The organism is Paenibacillus sp. BIHB 4019 (genome assembly GCF_002741035.1).
In the GTDB taxonomy this organism is placed as follows: Bacteria; Bacillota; Bacilli; order Paenibacillales; family Paenibacillaceae; genus Pristimantibacillus.
On sequence record NZ_CP016808.1, the window covers coordinates 823,356 to 843,284 of the forward strand.

General features: G+C 45.1%; 10 protein-coding genes and 1 pseudogene. 4 read left to right on the plus strand and 7 right to left on the minus strand.

The features are described from left to right. The first annotated feature begins 68 nt into the window (after window positions 1-68). Complete coding sequence (locus tag BBD42_RS03610; RefSeq protein ID WP_099517033.1) at window positions 69-2,228, plus strand: sensor histidine kinase; 2,160 nt, start codon at window positions 69-71, stop codon at window positions 2,226-2,228. Then, window positions 2,225-2,950, plus strand: a complete 726-nt coding sequence (locus BBD42_RS03615) for a response regulator transcription factor (RefSeq protein ID WP_099517034.1) — start codon at window positions 2,225-2,227, stop codon at window positions 2,948-2,950. The genes BBD42_RS03610 and BBD42_RS03615 overlap by 4 nt, the downstream gene beginning before the upstream one ends. 283 nt (window positions 2,951-3,233) lie before the next feature. On the opposite strand, the gene BBD42_RS03620 is transcribed toward BBD42_RS03615, so the two are convergent. Further along, window positions 3,234-3,647: a hypothetical protein gene (locus BBD42_RS03620; RefSeq protein ID WP_099517035.1), complete on the minus strand. Its 414-nt coding sequence runs from the start codon at window positions 3,645-3,647 to the stop codon at window positions 3,234-3,236. Window positions 3,648-4,293: 646 nt separating this feature from the next. On the opposite strand from BBD42_RS03620, the gene BBD42_RS03625 reads away from it, so the two are divergent. Beyond that, entirely contained in the window at window positions 4,294-7,728 is a 3,435-nt protein-coding gene (locus BBD42_RS03625; protein ID WP_099517036.1) for an InlB B-repeat-containing protein, read from the plus strand. Between the two features lie 343 nt (window positions 7,729-8,071). Here the strand turns inward: BBD42_RS03625 and BBD42_RS03635 are convergent, their stop codons facing one another. Further along, window positions 8,072-8,641, minus strand: coding sequence for a TetR/AcrR family transcriptional regulator (locus tag BBD42_RS03635; protein ID WP_099517038.1), 570 nt, complete (start codon window positions 8,639-8,641; stop codon window positions 8,072-8,074). Window positions 8,642-8,790: 149 nt separating this feature from the next. Between BBD42_RS03635 and BBD42_RS03640 the strand changes: the two genes are divergently transcribed. Beyond that, window positions 8,791-9,735 carry a ketopantoate reductase family protein gene (locus BBD42_RS03640; RefSeq protein ID WP_099517039.1) on the plus strand — a complete coding sequence of 315 codons (945 nt, stop codon included), beginning with the start codon at window positions 8,791-8,793 and terminating at the stop codon, window positions 9,733-9,735. 436 nt (window positions 9,736-10,171) lie between these two features. On the opposite strand, the gene BBD42_RS03645 is transcribed toward BBD42_RS03640, so the two are convergent. From BBD42_RS03645 to BBD42_RS03665, 5 genes and pseudogenes are all read right to left on the minus strand, one after another. Beyond that, window positions 10,172-11,878 (minus strand): dockerin type I domain-containing protein, encoded by a 1,707-nt coding sequence (locus BBD42_RS03645; RefSeq protein ID WP_237163358.1) that lies wholly within the window; start codon window positions 11,876-11,878, stop codon window positions 10,172-10,174. 161 nt (window positions 11,879-12,039) lie between these two features. Continuing rightward, window positions 12,040-15,102: an S-layer homology domain-containing protein gene (locus tag BBD42_RS03650; RefSeq protein WP_099517041.1), complete on the minus strand. Its 3,063-nt coding sequence runs from the start codon at window positions 15,100-15,102 to the stop codon at window positions 12,040-12,042. Between the two features lie 714 nt (window positions 15,103-15,816). After that, window positions 15,817-16,203, minus strand: coding sequence for a (deoxy)nucleoside triphosphate pyrophosphohydrolase (locus tag BBD42_RS03655; protein WP_348272589.1), 387 nt, complete (start codon window positions 16,201-16,203; stop codon window positions 15,817-15,819). A gap of 24 nt (window positions 16,204-16,227) precedes the next feature. After that, window positions 16,228-19,385: pseudogene (locus BBD42_RS03660) on the minus strand (DEAD/DEAH box helicase). Window positions 19,386-19,468: 83 nt separating this feature from the next. Further along, window positions 19,469-19,900, minus strand: coding sequence for a hypothetical protein (locus BBD42_RS03665; protein ID WP_099517043.1), 432 nt, complete (start codon window positions 19,898-19,900; stop codon window positions 19,469-19,471). Window positions 19,901-19,929: the final 29 nt, after the last annotated feature.

The window sequence follows — 19,929 nt, forward strand, 5'->3', positions numbered from 1 at the left end:
TTTCTATGATGCTATCATTAAGGTAATTAACTTATTTATAGCGCATCTTGTAGATTGGGGTCGACATCATGATGAGGGATATCCTTCGATTCGGTTCTCGTACCATTTTGCTTCATATAGCTGTTGTCATTATTGTTGGTTTGGTCGCAAGCTATGCCATCGTATCTGCACCGGACTCCCCTCGGATTCAAAGCGAAGCAGGCATACTAGATTTAACGCAGGATCACGTTAGTAACAATCCGCTAAAATTACAGGGAGAATGGGCATTCTACTGGCAAGAGCTGCTTTCGCCAGAGGATATGCGGAGCCGTATGGAACAAGGGGAACAGGCTGATCGATATATCAACATCCCCGGCTCCTGGCTAGGCTATCCGATAGGTGGTCAGGAGCTGAAGGGAGAAGGCTTTGCAACCTTTCGGCTGGTCATTAAGCTTAGCAAGCAGGATAAGAATGAGCAACTTGCTCTGCGGCTGCCTGCTATTTTTCATGCCTATAAGTTATGGGTGAATGGAGAACTGCTGGCAGAGGTCGGTGAGGTTGGTCCGGATAAGAGTGGCGTGAAACCGCATCTGGCAACGAAGCTGGTGTTCTTCCAGCCCGAAAACGACACGGTAGAGCTGATTATGCAGGTAGCGAACTTTCATCATAAGCGAGGCGGCATCACCAAGGATATAGAGCTGGGTGGCAGTGACGTGTTAACGGTCAGGACAAATCTGAAGGTGGCCGCAGACATGTTCATCACGGCAAGCCTGCTGGTGATTGGCGTGTATAATCTGCTGTTGTACATGCTGCGACGCAAGGACAGGGCGCCGTTGTATTTTGGCCTGTTCACCGTCTTGTTCGGCATTCGCTCCTTGCTTAACGGCGAGATTATGATTACACAATTGCTTCCTCCATTTCCGTGGGAATTGCAGTTTAAGATCGAGTATTTGATTCTTTGCATCAGTGGTTATATCATCACCATGTATTTTGAATGCATTTTCCCGAATTATGTATCGCGATGGTTTCGTCTTAGCACCCGTATCGCAACCGGCGCACTCTGTCTAATTGTTGTGATGACCCCTGCATTAGTCTATTCAAAAATGTTACTAGTGATTGGTGTAATCGTTGTTCTGCACATGGCGTATCTGATGGTAGGGCTTGCCCAAGCGGCTGTGCAGCGTATGGAGGGAGCGCTGATCTTCCTGCTCGTGTCGGTGGTAACTCTTGTTACGGTTATTAACGATTTTTTATATTACAACGAATGGTCGCCAATCGGAAATACATCTCCGGTTGGTCTGTTGGTATTTACGATCGCACAGATGATTTTGCTTTCTTCCAGATTTACGAGGGCAGCAACGAATGAAGAGAGAATTGCACGTGAGCTGCAGGAGGCTAACGACAAGCTGACTGAAATGAATACCAATTTGGAGCGGATCGTGATGGAGCGCACACATGCGTTATCCGCAGCTCACGAAGATCTCCGCACGTCGTATGAGCGGCTACTTCACTCCGAGCAAGGCAGGAAGAAGCTGCTTGCCTACATTACGCATGATTTGCGCATGCCGCTGTCCAGCATGCTTGGCTATGTCGAGGCTGTGAAGGACATGGTTAAGCCGGAACGCAATGAACAGTACCTGAAGTATATCCGGGATAACACGATAAGAATTAACCGTATGATCGAGGAGTTATCCTTCTTGTCGCATCTAGAGACGGGACAAGTATCGTATCGAATGGAGCCGATTCATGCCACTGACTTCTTGCGTCGTTTTTTTGAACAATATGAGTTGGTTGTGCGTGACGCAGGACTGGATTTCATACTGGATATCGGAAAGACGGAAGATCAACGGGCTGACTTGCCTGTTATCGAGATGGATGCGCAAAGATTGGAGCAGGCATTGTTTAATTTAGTGTCGAACGCGATGAAGTTCACCTCTACTGGCGGGATGGTGCGTCTTGCACTAGCCGTGGATGAGGCGCAAGATACCCGCTGCGCGATCATTAGCTTACAAGACTCTGGCACGGGTATTCCCCCAGAGCAGCTCGAGCAAATCTTCGATCGCAATTACAGGTATGATCGATCAGACATGGAAAAGGGAGTAGCGGGCAGCGGACTCGGGCTGGCAATTTGCAGGGAGATCGTACAAGCGCATGGAGGGGCGGTTCGAGCGGAGAGCGATGGCAAGACGGGGTCGATATTTTATGTATCGCTGCCTTTGTATTTGAAAAGCAGGAAGGTGACAGCATGAAGGACATGTACAAAATAATGATCGTCGATGATGATCCCCATATATGTGAGATTGTTCAGGCGTATTGCGAACGGGAAGGCTTTATAGCCTCGTATAGCCACAGCGGTACAGAAGCCATGAAGCTGCTTTCATCGCTCGATCCGGATTTGATTGTACTGGATATACTGCTGGCTAATGAAAATGGCATTGACTGGTGCAGGAACGCACGTATCTTCACCAATGCGCCCATCGTGTTTCTGAGCAGTCGTGATGAAGACGAGGTGAAAATCAGCGCATTATCCGATGGCGGCGACGATTATGTGACCAAGCCGTTCAGTCCCGGCGTACTCATGGCCAAAATCAAGGCTCACCTTCGCAGAGTGTCGACAAGCAGAAGGGAACAATTGCTGGAGTTACCGGGCTTGACGCTGGATTTCTACGCACAGTCCGTCAACATAGATAGTGAAACGATCTTTTTATCAAAAAAAGAATTTAGTCTACTGTCCTATATGGCACAAAACGTTAATCGTGTCGTCCCTGTCGATACGCTGTTCCATCTCATCTGGGGAATGGAGAGTCTGGAGGATACGAGAACGGTCGCCGTACACATCAGTAATTTACGGAAAAAAATCGAGGCTGATCCTGTCAATCCTGAGAGAATCATTACAATTCGGGGGGCCGGATATATGCTGGTTGCCAGCAAGCGCGAGCATAGCGATAAGGTTGATCGTGTACACGACTAATATTGGCTGGAGCAAAGCTATAACCTTTCAGATCCTCATTACATTTTTCTAAATACGGGAATATATAACTGACCCTCTTTTTCCCAAGTCCATCAATGCTTATGAACCCAATATATCCTTATCACACACTCCACAGGAGCGGAACGAGCAGAATCAACGCAAATAATCAACGAGGAGTGCCCTGAAGCCGGTAGTTGACAGCCTACAGGGCACTTCCGCTGTTCTCCTGATCCATCCTGTTTTGTCGCTGCTTAACTCCAGCTTTTTAACCATTCACTGGCAGTTACGCCCCACCTGACCTCAACGAGGCATACTTGCTCGATCGAATGAACTCGCGATGGGCTTCCTGAATCGAATTCACGCGCATCAACTGCTCCTCGGAACCGCCATGCTTCAGCTGCCCGGCAATCTGCATCAGCTTGAAGGTTTTGTAATAACTCGCATCCGCTTTGCTCCGACTATGCTGCAATGCGTCTTTATACGCTTGGCGTTCCATCGAGAGGCTAAGTGCTTGATTATATAAATTGGAATCATTGCGCTGTAAGTAGTCCATTTCGTCGGTGCGCAGCTTCTTGCCCTGTATGAGTATATTTCGAATCGATGTTAAACGCGACTGTTCCTTCGTCGCGCTAGCATCCTTGCTTTGCTGCATTGCGTTGAAATAATCACTGACCAGCTGCACGGATTTTACATTCACGCCATTTCCCCCTAATTACAAATATCGTCACATGCAACGATGCCTTGGCCCAAGCACACAACTGCTTCTACCATCTCCCACGACAGCTAACTTTTTTTCGTCAAAAACCTACAAATATTACTTCTAATTTATCATGGTGGATTGCTCCATATATGAAATGTAAAGAAAACTTTATGTTCGCGCCTGCAACACACCAATGGTAACGAGCATATATCCTGTGATGAACACATGTAATCGGAAAACACATTCATAAGGATAGCCCGATCCGCTGACAGCAAGTGCTCGCTCAACGCCTTGACGGTCCATTGATCCTGTCGTTCACGAATGAAAGCATTGAGCTGGCATGCCTTTACCGCTCCCGGCGTGCGCTCCGTCACCGTATAGGGTGCTTTGCGCTCCGTCACCGTATAGGGTGCTTTTCGACTGCATTTTTATCGTAGCACTCCAGCTTTTTGTTCAAATCACAATAGGAATGAAGCTAACTCTATGAAAAGAATAAATTATGAAGTATAGTAATTAATGATATGTATAAATATAGTTAAAATTGTGTTAGTTTTGTGAATTAACGCTCAGCAGGAAGACAGATGATGAACTACTTCATATGAATCATTGAAAATATTTCGAATACGGAAAGGAAGAACATGTGATGGGTAAAAAGTTTGTTTCCAGAGGAAGCATGCTACTCGTAATCTTCTGTATGGCAATTATCGTATTTTTAAATAGTCAGAGCGTAGCTTCAGCTAACATACCTCCAACACCTATCTTTGCATCTGAGGATACAACGATCATTTACGAGGGTATCAATGCCGGATCTATTTATGAGGATGGAAATCTCGGATATCTGGATGTTGGCTATCAAGGAACACATGGTAACCCCTTAGAGGTTCAAGTATTGCTTAAGTTTGATTTACCGACAACTCCTGAAGGATACGAGGTTGAAACTGCGAATCTTTATATTCCTGTATCAGGTGGTCATTTGCAACCAACGACTAGTTTTTCCTTAAAAATTTCTACTAGTACAGATCATAGCTGGATACAGGATAGTAATATAACGTCCCCACCAACTCCAACCTCAGGTTCTACACAAACAAGGACATTAGCCAGTAATGTCCCCCTACTTAAACCTACACTAGCTCCCTTTAATTTTACTAGCTACATATTAGGGGAATTTACAAAAACTAATCCGAAAGCAACCTTTATTTTATCGGGAATGACTGCTCAAGAAGCAGCAAGTAACGGAATAAACTCTCTTGAACATTATATTCAGATGACCGAAACGAATATGGGCAATGGTACTTTGGGTCCGTATTTAATTATTACGTATTCACAAGTTCCTAATATTGAAATAACAGGAGTTGTGGATGGTGGGATTTACAATACAAATGTTATCCCTCAATTTAATGTAGGATCAGCAACGTTAAATGGAAGCTCTTTTACAAGTGGTACGACCGTTTCCAATGAAGGCACCTATACGTTAACAGTTACGGCTGGTAGTCAACAAGAAACGATTCAATTTCGAATAGATAAGACTCCCCCGACAGGAACGATCATTGTAAATCTAGGCAACCAATACACGAATAGTTCGGCCGTATCTATTTCAATAAGTCCAGATGCCGGGGTAACTGATATCACGCATATCCAATATTCGGTTAACGGAGCCCCATTTACACAGATACCTTATGTACCAAGCTTTATGCTAGCAATAGGAATTACTGATGGAGATAAAGTTTTAAAATTTAAGTTAGTTGATCGTGCAGGGAACGCATCAATTGAATATGAAAGAACGATAACACGGGATACCGTAGTGCCAACAGGCTCTATTGTTATTAATGATGGCAACGTGTATACAACTAATTCTGGAGTAACGCTTAATCTATCTTTAGGAAACGGTGTAACAGATGTGGTAGCGGTACAATTTTCTAATAACAATAGTTCTTGGTCAGGAGTTGAAGCCTTTAGTTCGATAAAAAGCTATACGTTACCAGCTGGAGATGGAAATAAAACGGTGTATGTTCGTTTAATCGATCGGGCAGGTAATATTACCATAATTCAAGATAGTATTATTTTGGATACAACACCGCCCACTGGTACGGTCGTTGTGAATAATGGTAGTGCTTATACAAATAATGCCAACGTAAATGTTGATATAACGCCAGATGCAGGCGTAACGGATATTGCAAATATTCGCTATAGCATCAACGGAGGAGCACCAACGACAATTGCTTATATGAGCAGTTTCCAGATAGACGTAGGTAGCACAGATGGATTGAAGGCAATTACCATTCGTCTCATTGATCATGCAGGCAATGAATCGTCTGTATATAGCTCAAATGTGACGTTAGACACCGAGCCTCCAACAGGAACAGTAGCGATTAATGGAGGTGCTGCTTACACAGCAGATCGTGAGGTAACTCTTGAATTCGCATTAGCAGCAGGTGTAACGGATGTAGCGAGCGTACAGCTCTCGAATGACAACCTTTCGTGGTCGTCCGAACAAGCATATAGTGCAAGCATGAGCTACACGCTGCCGGCAGGCGATGGCAGCAAGACGGTTTATGTTCGATTCATTGACCGGGCAGGAAATACGGGTTTGGCTCAAGCAAGTATAGCACTGGACAACACTGCGCCAATCGTTACGGGAGTAACGGATGGACAGAGCTATGACTCTTTACGAACAATTGCCTTTAATGAAGGGACAGCAACATTAAATGGCAACGTTTTTATAAACGGCTCGACTGTGGACGCCGAGGGCTCCTATGTGCTTATCGTTACGGATGAAGCAGGTAATTCAATCACCATTACGTTCAGTATCTTCAAATATCGAGTAAGCTACGACGGAAATGGAGCTACGGAAGGACTTGTACCTGTTGATAGTCAAACTTATGAAACCGGGAATACCGTTTCAGTCGTTGATCATATCGGTAGTCTCGTAAAGACTGGATTTACGTTTATTGGTTGGAATACTGAAGCAAATGGAAGCGGGACAAGCTATGTCGCCAATGATACTTTTACGATAAGCAGAGTTAATGTCACCCTGTATGCAACATGGGAAATGAATCATTATACAGTGTCTTTTGAGTCCGATGGAGGAAATGTCGTGGCCAATCAGACGAAATCATACAATGAATTGGCAACAGAGCCTGATGTACCAACGAAGTCGGGATTTATATTTGGTGGCTGGTATAAAGAAATGACATTAACCAACCAATGGAGCTTCGACAATGATCGGGTCACGGCGAATACGACGTTGTATGCAAAGTGGATTGCGAATCCTTCCTCTGGGGGCTATGTGCCAACGCCAATACTTCGTTATACGGTGCATTTTGAAACAAATGGCGCGGATGTTATAGGCAGTCTCGTTATTGTGAATGGTTCAAAGATAACGGAGCCTCCAACACCAACAAAGGAAGGGTTTATTTTTGGAGGCTGGTATCACGATGCAGCATTGAGCCAAAAGTGGGATTATGAACAGGATCGTGTGACAACAAACACCACATTGTATGCGAAATGGATTGCAGTCATGACAACTGATCCGAAGCCGGTTGTAAATTTTAAAGACATCTCGGGACATTGGGCACAAGAAATGATTGAGGAATTGGCTAGTCAAGGGATCATAACGGGGTTCGCAGATGGCTCCTTTAATCCGAATGAATCCATTCAGCGACAACATATGGCTCTGATATTCATGCGTGCTTTCGAGCTCGAGCCCGTACGTGAATTGGAATCGTTCTCTGATGTATCGCCTAACCATGCGAATTATGAAGCCATCGCGTTGCTGCAGCAAGCCGGAATCGTAGATGGAACAAATGGAAAATTTAATCCAAGCGAACCCGTAACACGAGCGCAGATGGCAAAAATTGTGGCGCTTGCCCTTAAGATCGAGTTAGGCGGAACAAGTCCATTCCAAGACGTGCCATCAACGCATTGGAGCTATGCTTATGTCGCTGCATTAGCAGAACTAGGGATTATACTAGGCGATAACGGCAAATTCAACCCGGATGAACCCGTGACGCGCGTGCAGTTTGTCGCAATAATGTACAGGGCATTGCATCTAAAGCAAGAAGTCGCACAAAAGGTTTAATAAGCCGGTTTAGGGGCTGTCACGTTCTCCCGGCTACCGCCATCATAGAATGACCATAAAGAACAGGCCAACCAGTAATATCTGGCTGACCTCATAATACGAAGGCGCTGTTTGGAAAGCACCAAAAATAAAAGGGCTGGGCGAGAAAACGCATGGTTTTCCGTCCAGCCTTTTTGTGTGCCTGCTTTTGCAGGTGCATGGCAAGGCGGATCCTCGCCACTTTCAGTAGGTTGTGAGCTAAGGCCACAATCCCAAACTCTGTGTGAAGCTTCTCTAGGTAATCGGCAAACCCTCCCCGCCTTTGAATTTCCACAGGTGTATAGAATATCATTTTGATCCGCTTTTACTCTTTATTGACCGTGCCAAAGATATGAAACGGTGTTATCCCATTTGCGAATAGGCTATCTATCAGCTTGACCAATTCTTCCGACGATAAATCTTTGCCGTTGCGTATCCAAAGGCGAAACATAGACATTAATGTTGATATGTAAAACTCAATCAGGTATGGCGTTAAGATATCATTTGTTGGAAGGTCCACAATCAATCTCTCAAAGGGAATTTCTCTTTTCAGACGTTCAAGAAAATGAACAGAACCATAGTCACCTAAGAGGGCTTTTAGGACTGAAATTTCTTCTGTATTTTCCAAGCATTGAAGGGCATCTTGGAAATTATGCGTAGAAAGCTCCCTGCTTGCCATTTCCTCCTTAATGGATTTCAAAATGCTCTCTTCCACATAGTCCAACAACTCATAGATATCTGTAAAGTATTGATAAAATGTACTGCGATTATATCCGGACTTGTTAGCAATCTCTTGAATAGATATTTTTTCAATTGGTTTTTGGCTATATAAATCACAGAAAACACTTATAAATGCTTGCCTTGTTTTGTCCGTAATTTCCGGTTGCTTTTTCATGATTAGCCTCCAGTTTCTGTTCAATACATTATCCGACAGATATTAAAAATCTGATGGTTGATGACCGTATAGTGAATACATACAATATTATTATACAACACGTTGTTTGATCATCAACAAGGATTATCAACTATTTTAGGGAGGCTAACATGCGAATTTTATTTTTCGGTAGAGGTGTCATATCGACCCAGTATGCGTGGGCTTTTGAACAGGCAGGGCATACAGTTGAGTTTTACGTTAGAAAAGGGAGAAAAGAAACCTTCGGACGCAGTATAGAGCTTGAAATGTGGGACGCACGGAGAGGGAAAAAGCTCATAAAAGAAAGCTGGAATGTCAAACTGCATGAGGAGATGCTTCCAAATTATGATCTCATTATTGTGAGCGTCAACACGGAACAACTTCCGGAAGCAGCACAATTCCTATCGACTGCTGCCGGAAACACCCCTGTCCTCATATTCAATAACGTTTGGCAAGATTTGAAATCATCGATCGCACCATTGTCAATGAACAATGTTGTCTTTGGCTTCCCCGGAGCAGGAGGCGGCATAGCGGACAATAGGCTTAGAGGCGGCTTTTTGAAAATGATATTTCTTGAAAAACCACGGGCAGGCACTGAGCCTATTAACAACAAGGTCAAAGAACTATTCGAAAGTGCCCATTTTAAAATTAGTTGGGTAAAGGATATGCAAAACTGGCTATGGAATCACTTTGCCATGAATGCAGCTATGGAAAGCGAGGTGTTAAGACGGGGAAGTTTTCCAGCACTCATGAATCATAGTGACTCATTTGCAAATGTTGGTAAAAATATGAGGGAAATTATGCCTGTACTTAAAGCAAGAGGTGCAAAGATGGATACGATTTCTCTACTGTTAACTAAGATTCCACCGGTACTTCTCGGCATGCTTTTCAACAAGGTTATTTTTGCAAAAAGGAGCTTACCGCGACTTTTTGTGGAATACAACAACAGTAAAGCAGGTTTTGCGGTAATTGAAGTTGTGAGAGAAGCAAAAAAATTAGGTATATCTTTACCACGTCTCACTGTGGCATTTGAAAACACTGAACAACACAAAGCTATTGAAAATTCCATATCATAAAAATTTGCAGGATTCTCTGTCATTATGCGGATAATGTTGGCTTTAGATTCTAATCACAGCGTTAATACCATGAAGATTTTGCGCGCTTTCTATGGGGTTGGCATCCTGAAGGACCAACTCGGCGTTTTGCCGATATCCTCGGTCTCCATATCATTCATCCGGTCCAGAAATCCAGCCCCGTTCAGGGCTGTCATCTGAGGAACATGAAGCGGCGGGATACCGGCCTTCTACCAAATCACTACTCCCTCACCAACAACACACAGCACGCCACATGTGTCATATGCGGGAACCAAGAAAGCTGAACACAGAAGATTACAATGTATGCTATTCAACCCGTATCTGGAGCAGTCAGCGACCGCAGCGTCAAATGATCGAGGAGTACGGTCTGCTGCTGACCTCAGACATTACATAGAGTTACTTTCCAATTACTGATTTCTCAGGATCTTCCTATAATATAGGCCAGGATTGCCTTAACATCCAGCTCATCCACAATTCCATCATTATTGAAGTCTGCTGCTACCAGTTGATCCGGATCTAGTGTGATTAGTCCCTTCAGATACTTCACTATCAACTGGGCGTCCGCAGACGATACGCTGCCAGAGCCATCAAGATCACCCTTAACAATCTGGTTGTAATAGGCTGTGTATGTGGTCTCCGCAGTGATTATCAGCGCCTTCAACTCTTCGCTGCTCAGCTTGGTCACACCACCATCGTTGCTCCAGCCTATGAATCGATAGCCACTATCTGGAGTAACAGTCGGCACAGCTACTGGCTTGGCTCCAACCTCAACGTCCTCGCTCTGTGCGCTGATTGTCCCATGATCGCCAGGCTGATAGCTCACCTTCAATAAATGGAGAGAAAGGACCGCTGTGTTCGAGATTAATTGCTGCCCGGAGGCACCGGTAATGATGACGCGATACAGATAACCGTTCATATTCTGTAATACCGGATTAATAGTCAGGCTGCTGCTTGTTGCTCCACTCACATCCGTAAAGCCGTTACCTGTACCTGTCGTATCTACCTGCCATTGATAGGTAAGGCCGCTGCCGCCGGCTATTACAGAGAAGGTAGCAGCTGCACCAACATCCACTGGTGTATTTTCCGGCTGCTTAGTAATGCTAAAATTGCCTAGTAACTGGTACAATCCAGCATTTCCGCCGACAAGCAGCTTCCCGTTTCCATATTGCATAGCACCAAAAGAAGTGGAAGTGATGTCACTGTCTGGTGTCGCGATGGATGTCCACGTAGTCCCGGCATCGGATGACATGAGCACGGTTCCGTTAGAACGCAATGCATACACATTATTGTCTTCATCAACAGCTAGAGCGCGGTAATTGCTGCCTGAGGGCAATATTCTGGTTACAGTAGTGCCTACAAGCTTCCATACTCCGTCTCCCCCGGAAATATAAGTTGTCCCTCCGGCTTGAGCAAGGTCGCTAAAATCAGTATCTGTAGAGCTCACCTGAATGGAATTCCAGGTAGAGCCTCCGTTAGTCGAATAGTAAATATTTTTTCTCAAATCTCCTAAGATGAATCGACTGTTAACCTGATCGTATACAGCATTTATAATGCGAACGCCACTGAAGGTACTTTTCGTCCATGCCTTCTCTTCTATATTCCCAGTGGATGAAGCTTGCCGATAGATGACATTGCTATTGCCAGCTCCCATTACAAAATTACTTCCGTCAGTAACAACGGGCCCAAGCAACAAACTATCAATTGGAAAGGCGGATGGAGTCCAACTGGAGCTGGTATTGGATGTATCATTCATGTAACCCAAGAAAGAAGTAGTCGTATAATCAAAAAAGTCTGTAGACATGTTATATCCCGTCGCATAGGTTCTATCTCCAATAAAGGACAGGTTTGCCAGACTAAAACTCTTGCTCGAACCGAAGGTATCCGAGCCAATGATTTTGGTCCAGGTCTGCATATCCGTGGATTGGTGAGCGACATTATAGCCACCATTCAATTGCGATTTGTAATAAAAGGTACCGTTGTTGTAATAGAGCTTCATTGCGGAACCTATGTTATCCTTGAGCAGCGTGTATTTATACTGCGGAGCCGTTGCTGAACCATCTGCTTGTACCTCGTCCTTGGAAAGCAACAAGCTGACCAGCAAGGTGGAGACCAACGACAGGCACAAAGCAACTTTTCCTACTTTTTTGAGCATAAATTGATCTTTCTCCTCTCGATAATGCAAAAATGCATTCCACATTTCCCATGATGCAAGCAGAAATACCGCTTAAAGTGCGTCTGCCAACGTATTCAAACACAGGGGGCGAATAGCCCCCTGAACTGAACGAATCAAATCAGACCGGATTGCTGCAGAAGCCTTTGAACCATCGCAGCTACCTCGGCACGAGTCATATGCTGCTTAGGTGCCAGCTCAGCAGAGCCTCTACCCGATACAATGCCTGCCTGCACGCTGTCGGCTACACCGTCTTGCGCCCAAGTCGATACAGCTGTTGCATCCTTGAACGAACCGAGTACCGCGGTTGTGGAGGTGTTCACAGAAGATTGCTTGTCCTTAAGTCCAGTCAACTTCATCGCCTTCGCCAGCATGACCATCGCCTGCTCACGCGTAATCTTTTCGTTCGGACGGAATGTACCATCTTCATATCCATCAATCAGTTCGTATGCTTGTGCTGTGCTGACTGCCTTGCTATACCAGTCCGTCTGCAACACATCCGAGAATGCTGCTTCTCCCTGCTCGAAAGCAAGTCCCAGCCCCCGTACAAGGATGGCTGCAAACTCCGCGCGGGTGATATCGCGATTCGGACTGAACTGCCCATCGCCTGTCCCTTCAATAATCATCCGTGACCCCAAATCATTCACAGCCGACTGTGACCAATGCGAAGCCACATCGTCGAACTCCACCGGATGCCATACAACGGAATAGGTGCTGTTAGTCAAACTGTTAATTTGCGCATAATAGGTTCCACCATCATTCACGACCTTCGTCGGTACATGCCTCACACTGCCGTCTGGAGCAACCACGACACCTGTCGTGATCTTGTTCGGATCGACTCCAGCCGGAATCACGATGCTCCGCTGCACGTAAGCATTGAATTTCGACACTTCAACAGTAGTATCGCCATTCACGGCCTTGACTGTAAATTCAATCGGCGGCACCTCGATAGTGAACGAGCCTTTCGCAGCTGTATCCTCTACTATCTTCAGCATACTTGCTGTTGTCGCAGCGATTTCAATGTATATTTTTATATCCTTCAGTGCAACGGACCTGCCCATTTTCTCCGTAATGGCATCAATCTGGATTTGACTTGCAGGGAGCGTATACGTCGCCTGAAGGGTCCTGAGTTCGATCACCGCCTGCTTGCTTTCCATGTTCTTGACCATTTGACCGTTCAACTCGCCAATGATTACATCCGAGTTTGTGCTGACCGGGATCGTGATGACCGCTCCCTGTCCTTCTGCTGCAAGCCTTTGCTCCAGCTTCTGCGGATCAACCTGAATGGTTATTACCTTCTGGCCGCTGCGATCGCTTGTGATCAACGTCCCCGCTTGCTCAGCCTTGCCATTGATTAGAATCTCCACGCCGGCAGCCTGGGGTGGCGTTGTCGTTACAGGCGTACCGGAACCACCACTGGTGCTGCTGTAAGGGTTCACTGCATTGGATATAACTGAAGCGGCGCTCGCCCCGATTGTATTCACAGCTTTTACCGTGAACGTATAGCTTGTTCCATTGGTCAAACCAGTCACGACGATTGGACTTGCCATTCCCGTCACAACAACTCCGCCCGGCTCAGCAGTAACCTCGTAGCCAGTAATCGAGCTGCCGCCATCGCTTGCCGGTGCTGTGAAGCGGACCGTTGCTTGTCCATTTCCCGCAATAGCTGTCACGTTCGTTGGCACTCCCGGAACGGTTGCAGGCGTCGGTGTGTCAGGTCCGGAACCACCTCCGGCGCTTGGAGTTGCACTCTGCTGTACCGAAGCATCGCTCAGCCCATGAGCATTGCCTGCTTTGACCGTAAAGTAATAAGCTTGACCGTTGCTCAGATTCTTGACCGTGTAGACAGAGTCCGTTACACTCGCGATCTCTTGTTCACTATATCCCTCTGGCTCTGTCGACATGTAAATGTTGTAATATGTCGCTTCTGTTACTGTAGTCCATTCCAGATAAACCTGACTGTCTCCTCCAACTGCTGTCAATCCTTGTGGAACAGCAGGTACGTCCAAATTTCCAGACGACGGCAAGACCGTTACTTTACCGGGATTCAGTGTCTTCTCCATCTCATTTGCCGAAGCATCTGTGACACTAAATTGATTCAAGTCTGACGTCTGCACGGTCAGAGCCTTCTGTCCATTTGTCGCTTCGCTCTTAATGAGGAAGCTCACCGTGAACAGCTCGTCTCCAGCCCTAATCGGCGTATCTCCACCGTCACTGTCTACCCAGACCGTCTTGAGCCAGCCTGATGTATTATTATAATTGGAGTCGAAGTAGTCGCCCCCTGCACCTTGAATATCGGTCACTTCCAGGGCGCCTGCATCAAAGTCTATTCGCAGCATGTAGGAGCCGACTCCAGAAATCTCGCTAACGGCTCTTACCGAGACATTGACGGTCTCACCCGGCGCTCCGGTTACACTGCCAATGCCGATCGTTACCGTATGACGCTGCCATTTGGCATAAAGTGTCGTGTTCGCCTTAACTTCTGCTGAGGAGAAATCCCAGGCCGATGTCCCTTCCGGGTCGGTGTACCAGCCCATGAAGCTGTAGCCTTTCCTGATTGGAGCGAGCGGCTCGCTGATGGTTGCTCCGCTGTTTACATCAATGATGCTCTCCACCAAGCTGCCTCCTTGTGAATCGAAGGCTACTGAATACTTCGCTGCTGTAACCGTAATGCTTCCATTAGAAACATAGATTGAATCGGAGGAATCATTAACTGCATAATTCGTTACATTTACCATTAAATCACCAGGCAGTACACTTTCTTTGATTCTGAAGTTCAGTGTAGCAATCTTGGTCTTCTCCAAAATTACTGTATCTGCAAGAATTGCATGGAAGTGAATGCTGCCTGTTGTGCTGCTATCAATTGTGTAGGTCTCTATACTGCTTACATGAAGCTCGTCATCCACTGACAGCAATTCAAGGGAACTGGCATCGTATTGGAGCGAGAAATCAAATTTATAAATAAGGTCTTCCGGCTCGGTAAACACTGCCATACTTACTGTATCGCCCGGCTTGCCCTCCGTACTGCTCACTTCAATGGCAGGCAGTTGATCTGTACCCGACGAACTTTCGGCTCGAACCGTCGGACTGACGGACAGCACCAGACAAATTACCAGCAAGAGGGATATCCATCTTCTCCAGCCCGCCAAATTTCGCTCTTTCATCTCATAAAATATCATGTGCTCAACCCTTTCCTGAATTGATCGCCAAGATTGCCTTGACATCCTTGTCATCACAATACCATCGCCAGCATTTATAGCCCATTGTCGGCAGAGAATCCAGATTCTCGAGGGGTATCCGGCCATAGCCCCCGCTATACTTCATTACATATTCCTTTCTTCCTTTTGTTCAATTGCAAAATATACAAGCTTTTTTAACTCTCCTGCAATGTGCGTATGCCCCCACAGATCGTCGTACTTTTGTCCCCTTCCTTTTAGCCTAGTATAAAAAATCGCACCTTAAAAAAACCTTAAAAATCGACATAATTCCACAGCATGCTGCCTTCACAAAGAACGCATATATGCCAAATTACATGAATTATTACATGAACAATGACCTTGATCAGTAGTTTTCTCCTGCAAAAAACAAGTCATAACCACCGACTAAGCGGTGGTTATGACTTGTTTTAAAGGTAAATGCGGCCGTTTCACATCCATTTCACATCAATGAACCATGTATAGAAAATACGAATTATCCTTCATAGCCCTCAGCTTCATAATAAGGATTTGAATCATGTTTAAGGCATCTTTTTACAACATGTCGTTCTACATCTAATGAAATGGAACTCCTTTTAGACATTGCAAAAACTCCCATCATGGTAGCAGTAGAAGTTTTGTTTTTTCTTCTATCTACTATGATGGGAGCATACCCGTAAAGAATTCGTCTTTTTCCATCTATTCTAGGCTCTGTTCGAGCTCCAGCATCTCAACAAACTTTATATCGGCTGGCGCGAAGCTATAATCTTTCAGCTCCTCCGGGCTTACCCAACGATAGTCGTCATGATCAACTAAAATAATCTCACCGCTCACGTATTTGGCTTTATACGCGGTTAGCCGGATATGAGTAGTACCATAATAATGGTCGTTCACACCAAACCATTCATGAGGAAAAATCTCAATCTGCATCTCCTCCAGCAGTTCTCTGCGGAGACAGGTCTGCGCCGATTCTCCCTGCTCGATTTTCCCGCCAGGAAACTCCCATAGTCCTTCCTGCGATTTTCCTTTTTTGCGCCGAGCGATTAAGAGCTGATTCTGTTCATTGCTAATAATTGCCGCTGCCACCTCGATCAGTCCAATCCCCTCCTCTTACACGATGGCTTTATTCGCTGCCGGCACTAACGCAGGAGGCATCTCCTTCTTCAAGCGCCACACAAAGCTCATCGGCTTATTTCCCTCATGTCTCACATACTCCACTTCTCCTAAAAACATAAACGGCGACGTGAAGCTATGCTCTTCCTTGTATTCCCGAACGAACAAGGCAATGCGATGGCCAAGCTGCTTATGATGAATGTATCTTTGAGCGGTTTTCGTCTCCTCCGAGATGCGGCTTTGGGTCTGCCAATGGAACAGCCGCTCGTTGATCGCATAGTCTTCATATAGAGTTGACGGGGAGAAATCCTTATCTGACTTATTGAGCGTAATAAAGAAAATATCCGTGCTCTTATCCTCTAAATATTTCACGCCTTCACGGAAGCTTGGCGCCTTCTCCTCATTCCAAACCCCAAAAGCCGCTAATATTTGATTGGTCGAATACCTGCAATGCAAATGGAGTGGACATGCGTATGGAAAAGCATGGGACTCGTCAACAAAGTTTATATGCTTCTCATTATAGGATAAAATATCAATGATTTCTTCATGGAAGGCTGGGCAGGAAATAATAAATTGAATGCCCTGCTCGATACTCGTAAAGCCCTGCTTGCTCGGCTCTGATGAGTAGAACGTGTAGTAGAACAGATTCAGCATAAGCTGATCTTCGTCTGTAGCCACGCTTTTTTCACCGGATAGGTAAGCAATGAGGAATTTTAATAGCCTACGAGAGTTAAGGCTTAGCAAGGCAGGCAATCGTTTGACTAAATGATCCTCCTGCTCCATTTCGAAAGCATCTAGAACCTCTGCTTCCACCATCAAGCCTCGAAAGGAACGTTTCCCTGTTCTCCCGCCATAAAGCTCCTGCAAGGTCATCCCATGGTAATGGACAAAATTCTCAAGGCTCAGCTCAAGTCCTGTGTCCCCTTCAAAATACTTCAGCTTATAAATCAGACTTCTTCTGTTTATCGTTGCCTGCTTCAAATTATGTAGAATGAAGGTTTTGGCGAGCTTCTCTAGCTGAATAAAGCTGCCCTTCGGCAGACTCGAAAAACCATGCTCTACATAATGCTGGACCGAATGCTTCGTTTTGCCCAATATCGCTCGAAACTTATCTTGAAAATTGTAATCCTTATGAGATTGGCCAATAAAATCGAGAACCGTCAAGCATTCCTTCCCTTCAGCCAAGCGCAGGCCCCGACCTAATTGCTGCAAAAATACCGTCAGACTTTCCGTTGGTCGCAGGAACAACACCGTATTCACTTCTGGTATATCGACACCCTCATTATAGAGGTCTACTACAAAAATCATTTTCAGCTCGCCATTTACGAGCTTATGCTTGACTTGGCTCCGGTCTTGTTCACTCGAACCGCCATGCAATGCTTGTGCTGGAATACCCGCTTCATTAAAGACTTTAGCCATATAAAGCGCATGGTTAACCCCTACACAAAACCCAAGACCCTTTACATCGTCTACATCGGTCACATATTTTTTCAGACTGTTAATGATTTGTGTGGCTCGAATTTTGTTGTTCGTATACAGGTTTTCTAGCTCCTGCAGGTCGTAGCCACGTCTTGACCATTTCACCTGAGACAGATCCACATGATCGCTCACCCCAAAATATTGAAAGGGACACAGCAATTTTCGATCAATCGCATCCGTCAGACGAATTTCCGCAGCAATCGTATCGTCAAAATAATGCAGAACATCCTTGCCATCCATCCGCTCAGGCGTTGCTGTTAAGCCCAATAAGATGCTCGGTCGGTAATGGTTTAACAGCTTCTGATAGGTCGGCGCCGCCGCATGGTGAAACTCATCCACAATAATAAAATCGTAGTAGTCCGCTGTTGTATGCTCCGTTAACTTAAGTGTATTAAAGCTTTGAATACTGATAAAAAGGTGATCAATAGACTCGGCCTGATGACTCCCGACATGCAGCTCACCAAAGTTCAGATCCTTCAGGACAAAGCGGAACGTGTCTAGGCTTTGCTTCAAAATCTCTTCCCGATGGGCCACGAATAAAAGCCTGGCTCGGGCGTTTCGCTGAGTAAAGCGTCGATAGTCAAAAGCGGAAATGACCGTTTTGCCTACACCTGTAGCAGCGACGAGCAAATTTTTCGACCTGCCGTATAACGTTCTCTCCGCTTCCAGCTTCTCAAGGATTTCCTTCTGATAATCGTAAGGCATAATATTGAAGGCAAAATACATCGTTTCTTGATTCGAATCCTTTTTATCCCGTTTTCCAAGTGCTTGCTTTAATCGCTCTTCATGCTCCGGTTCGTCAGCTGAATAACTGGCAAACTCACGATCATTCCAATAGCTCTCGAAGGTCGCTTCGATTTTTTTCAGCACGTCGTAGGAATCCTTCTCCGTTACCTTCAAATTCCACTCTAGCCCACTTGTAAGCGCCGGATTTGAAAGATTAGATGAACCGACATAAGCGGTCGTAAATCCCGTATCCCTTTTGAAAACATAAGCTTTGGCATGCAATCTCGTGCGACTGCTATCATAGGAGATTTTAATTTCTGTATTAGGCAGCTTGCTTAGCTCCATAACCGCTTTGAAATCTGTCGCCTCCATATAGGTAGTCGTGATGACCCGCAGTTGCCCGCCTCGTGCGGTAAATTGCTCAAGCTGCTCCATGAGACAACGAAGTCCACTCCACTTGATAAAAGAAACAAGAAATTCAATGCGATCCGCCGTTACAATTTCCTGCTTTAATTCGTTTAACATATTGGGCTCGGCATGTGAACCTGTGAAAAGCGAGCTTTGGGATAGTGGCGTAGTTGGACGTACAACCTTATCATTTTTGATTGCGCGATGAGAATTTAGCTTGGCATATACGTATGTAAGGATCTCCCCTTGCTCGTGCAACTCCAGCTCCTCATAATCCTGATGATCGAGGCTATTTCTGAGTGAGGCTATCATTTCGTTGCAGGCCCGAACCTGTGCTAATACCGCTTCCTCGTCGCTATTGGAACTCTCACGCACCAGCTTTAATGCTCTGCGAATGACCGTCGCAATATAGTTGGAAAGCAGCTTCCGAGCTTCCTCCGGATCAAGCGGCTCCTTGCCAATATCATAGGCCGACGGATCTAATGCCCCAACTTCCTCAACGTTCCGTTATTGATGATCTGTTCATAAAGACCTTGCTTCATGGAACACCTCTGTGTGTTTGAAATCAGTCATTAAGCATGGATTTTCTATCTTGTATTTCTTAATGTTTTCAGATAAAACTAAATTAGTCCATAAACAAAGTTGAACATATAGATATGTCTATGGCAGGTGCATTTAACCCTACAAATTTAAAATTTATCACACAAAAATCATACATGTAGGATACAAATGTAAACTGCTCATACGTTTTAAACTCAGTATCTCCAAATATTTTTACTACATCATCAATAAGCACCGATTCATCACAACATATTCCGATTCTATAAATTAAATCGTCTACAATTTCAAGTTCCATATTATTAAATGAATAAATGGGATACCCCGTATCCTTTAGAATTATAATATCTTCAAATCTGGATTCATCAAATTTACTGCCTAGTGGAACCCCTTGGAATGCCCTATCTTTCAATACATCTTTAATTTTATATAAAAATTCATATTTTTTCTCCACTTTCTCCTCCGCTATCCAAGAAGATCCGAGTTCTATAATAATCATACCAATATCCACCAAAATAGTATATCAGC

Excerpts from the sequence above, each read along its gene's own strand:
- BBD42_RS03610 (WP_099517033.1), top strand. The coding sequence starts at position 69 with ATGATGAGGGATATCCTTCGATTCGGTTCTCGTACCATTTTGCTTCAT.
- BBD42_RS03615 (WP_099517034.1), top strand. The coding sequence starts at position 2,225 with ATGAAGGACATGTACAAAATAATGATCGTCGATGATGATCCCCATATA.
- BBD42_RS03625 (WP_099517036.1), top strand. The coding sequence starts at position 4,294 with ATGGGTAAAAAGTTTGTTTCCAGAGGAAGCATGCTACTCGTAATCTTC.
- BBD42_RS03635 (WP_099517038.1), bottom strand. The coding sequence starts at position 8,641 with ATGAAAAAGCAACCGGAAATTACGGACAAAACAAGGCAAGCATTTATA.
- BBD42_RS03640 (WP_099517039.1), top strand. The coding sequence starts at position 8,791 with ATGCGAATTTTATTTTTCGGTAGAGGTGTCATATCGACCCAGTATGCG.
- BBD42_RS03650 (WP_099517041.1), bottom strand. The coding sequence starts at position 15,102 with ATGATATTTTATGAGATGAAAGAGCGAAATTTGGCGGGCTGGAGAAGA.
- BBD42_RS03665 (WP_099517043.1), bottom strand. The coding sequence starts at position 19,900 with ATGATTATTATAGAACTCGGATCTTCTTGGATAGCGGAGGAGAAAGTG.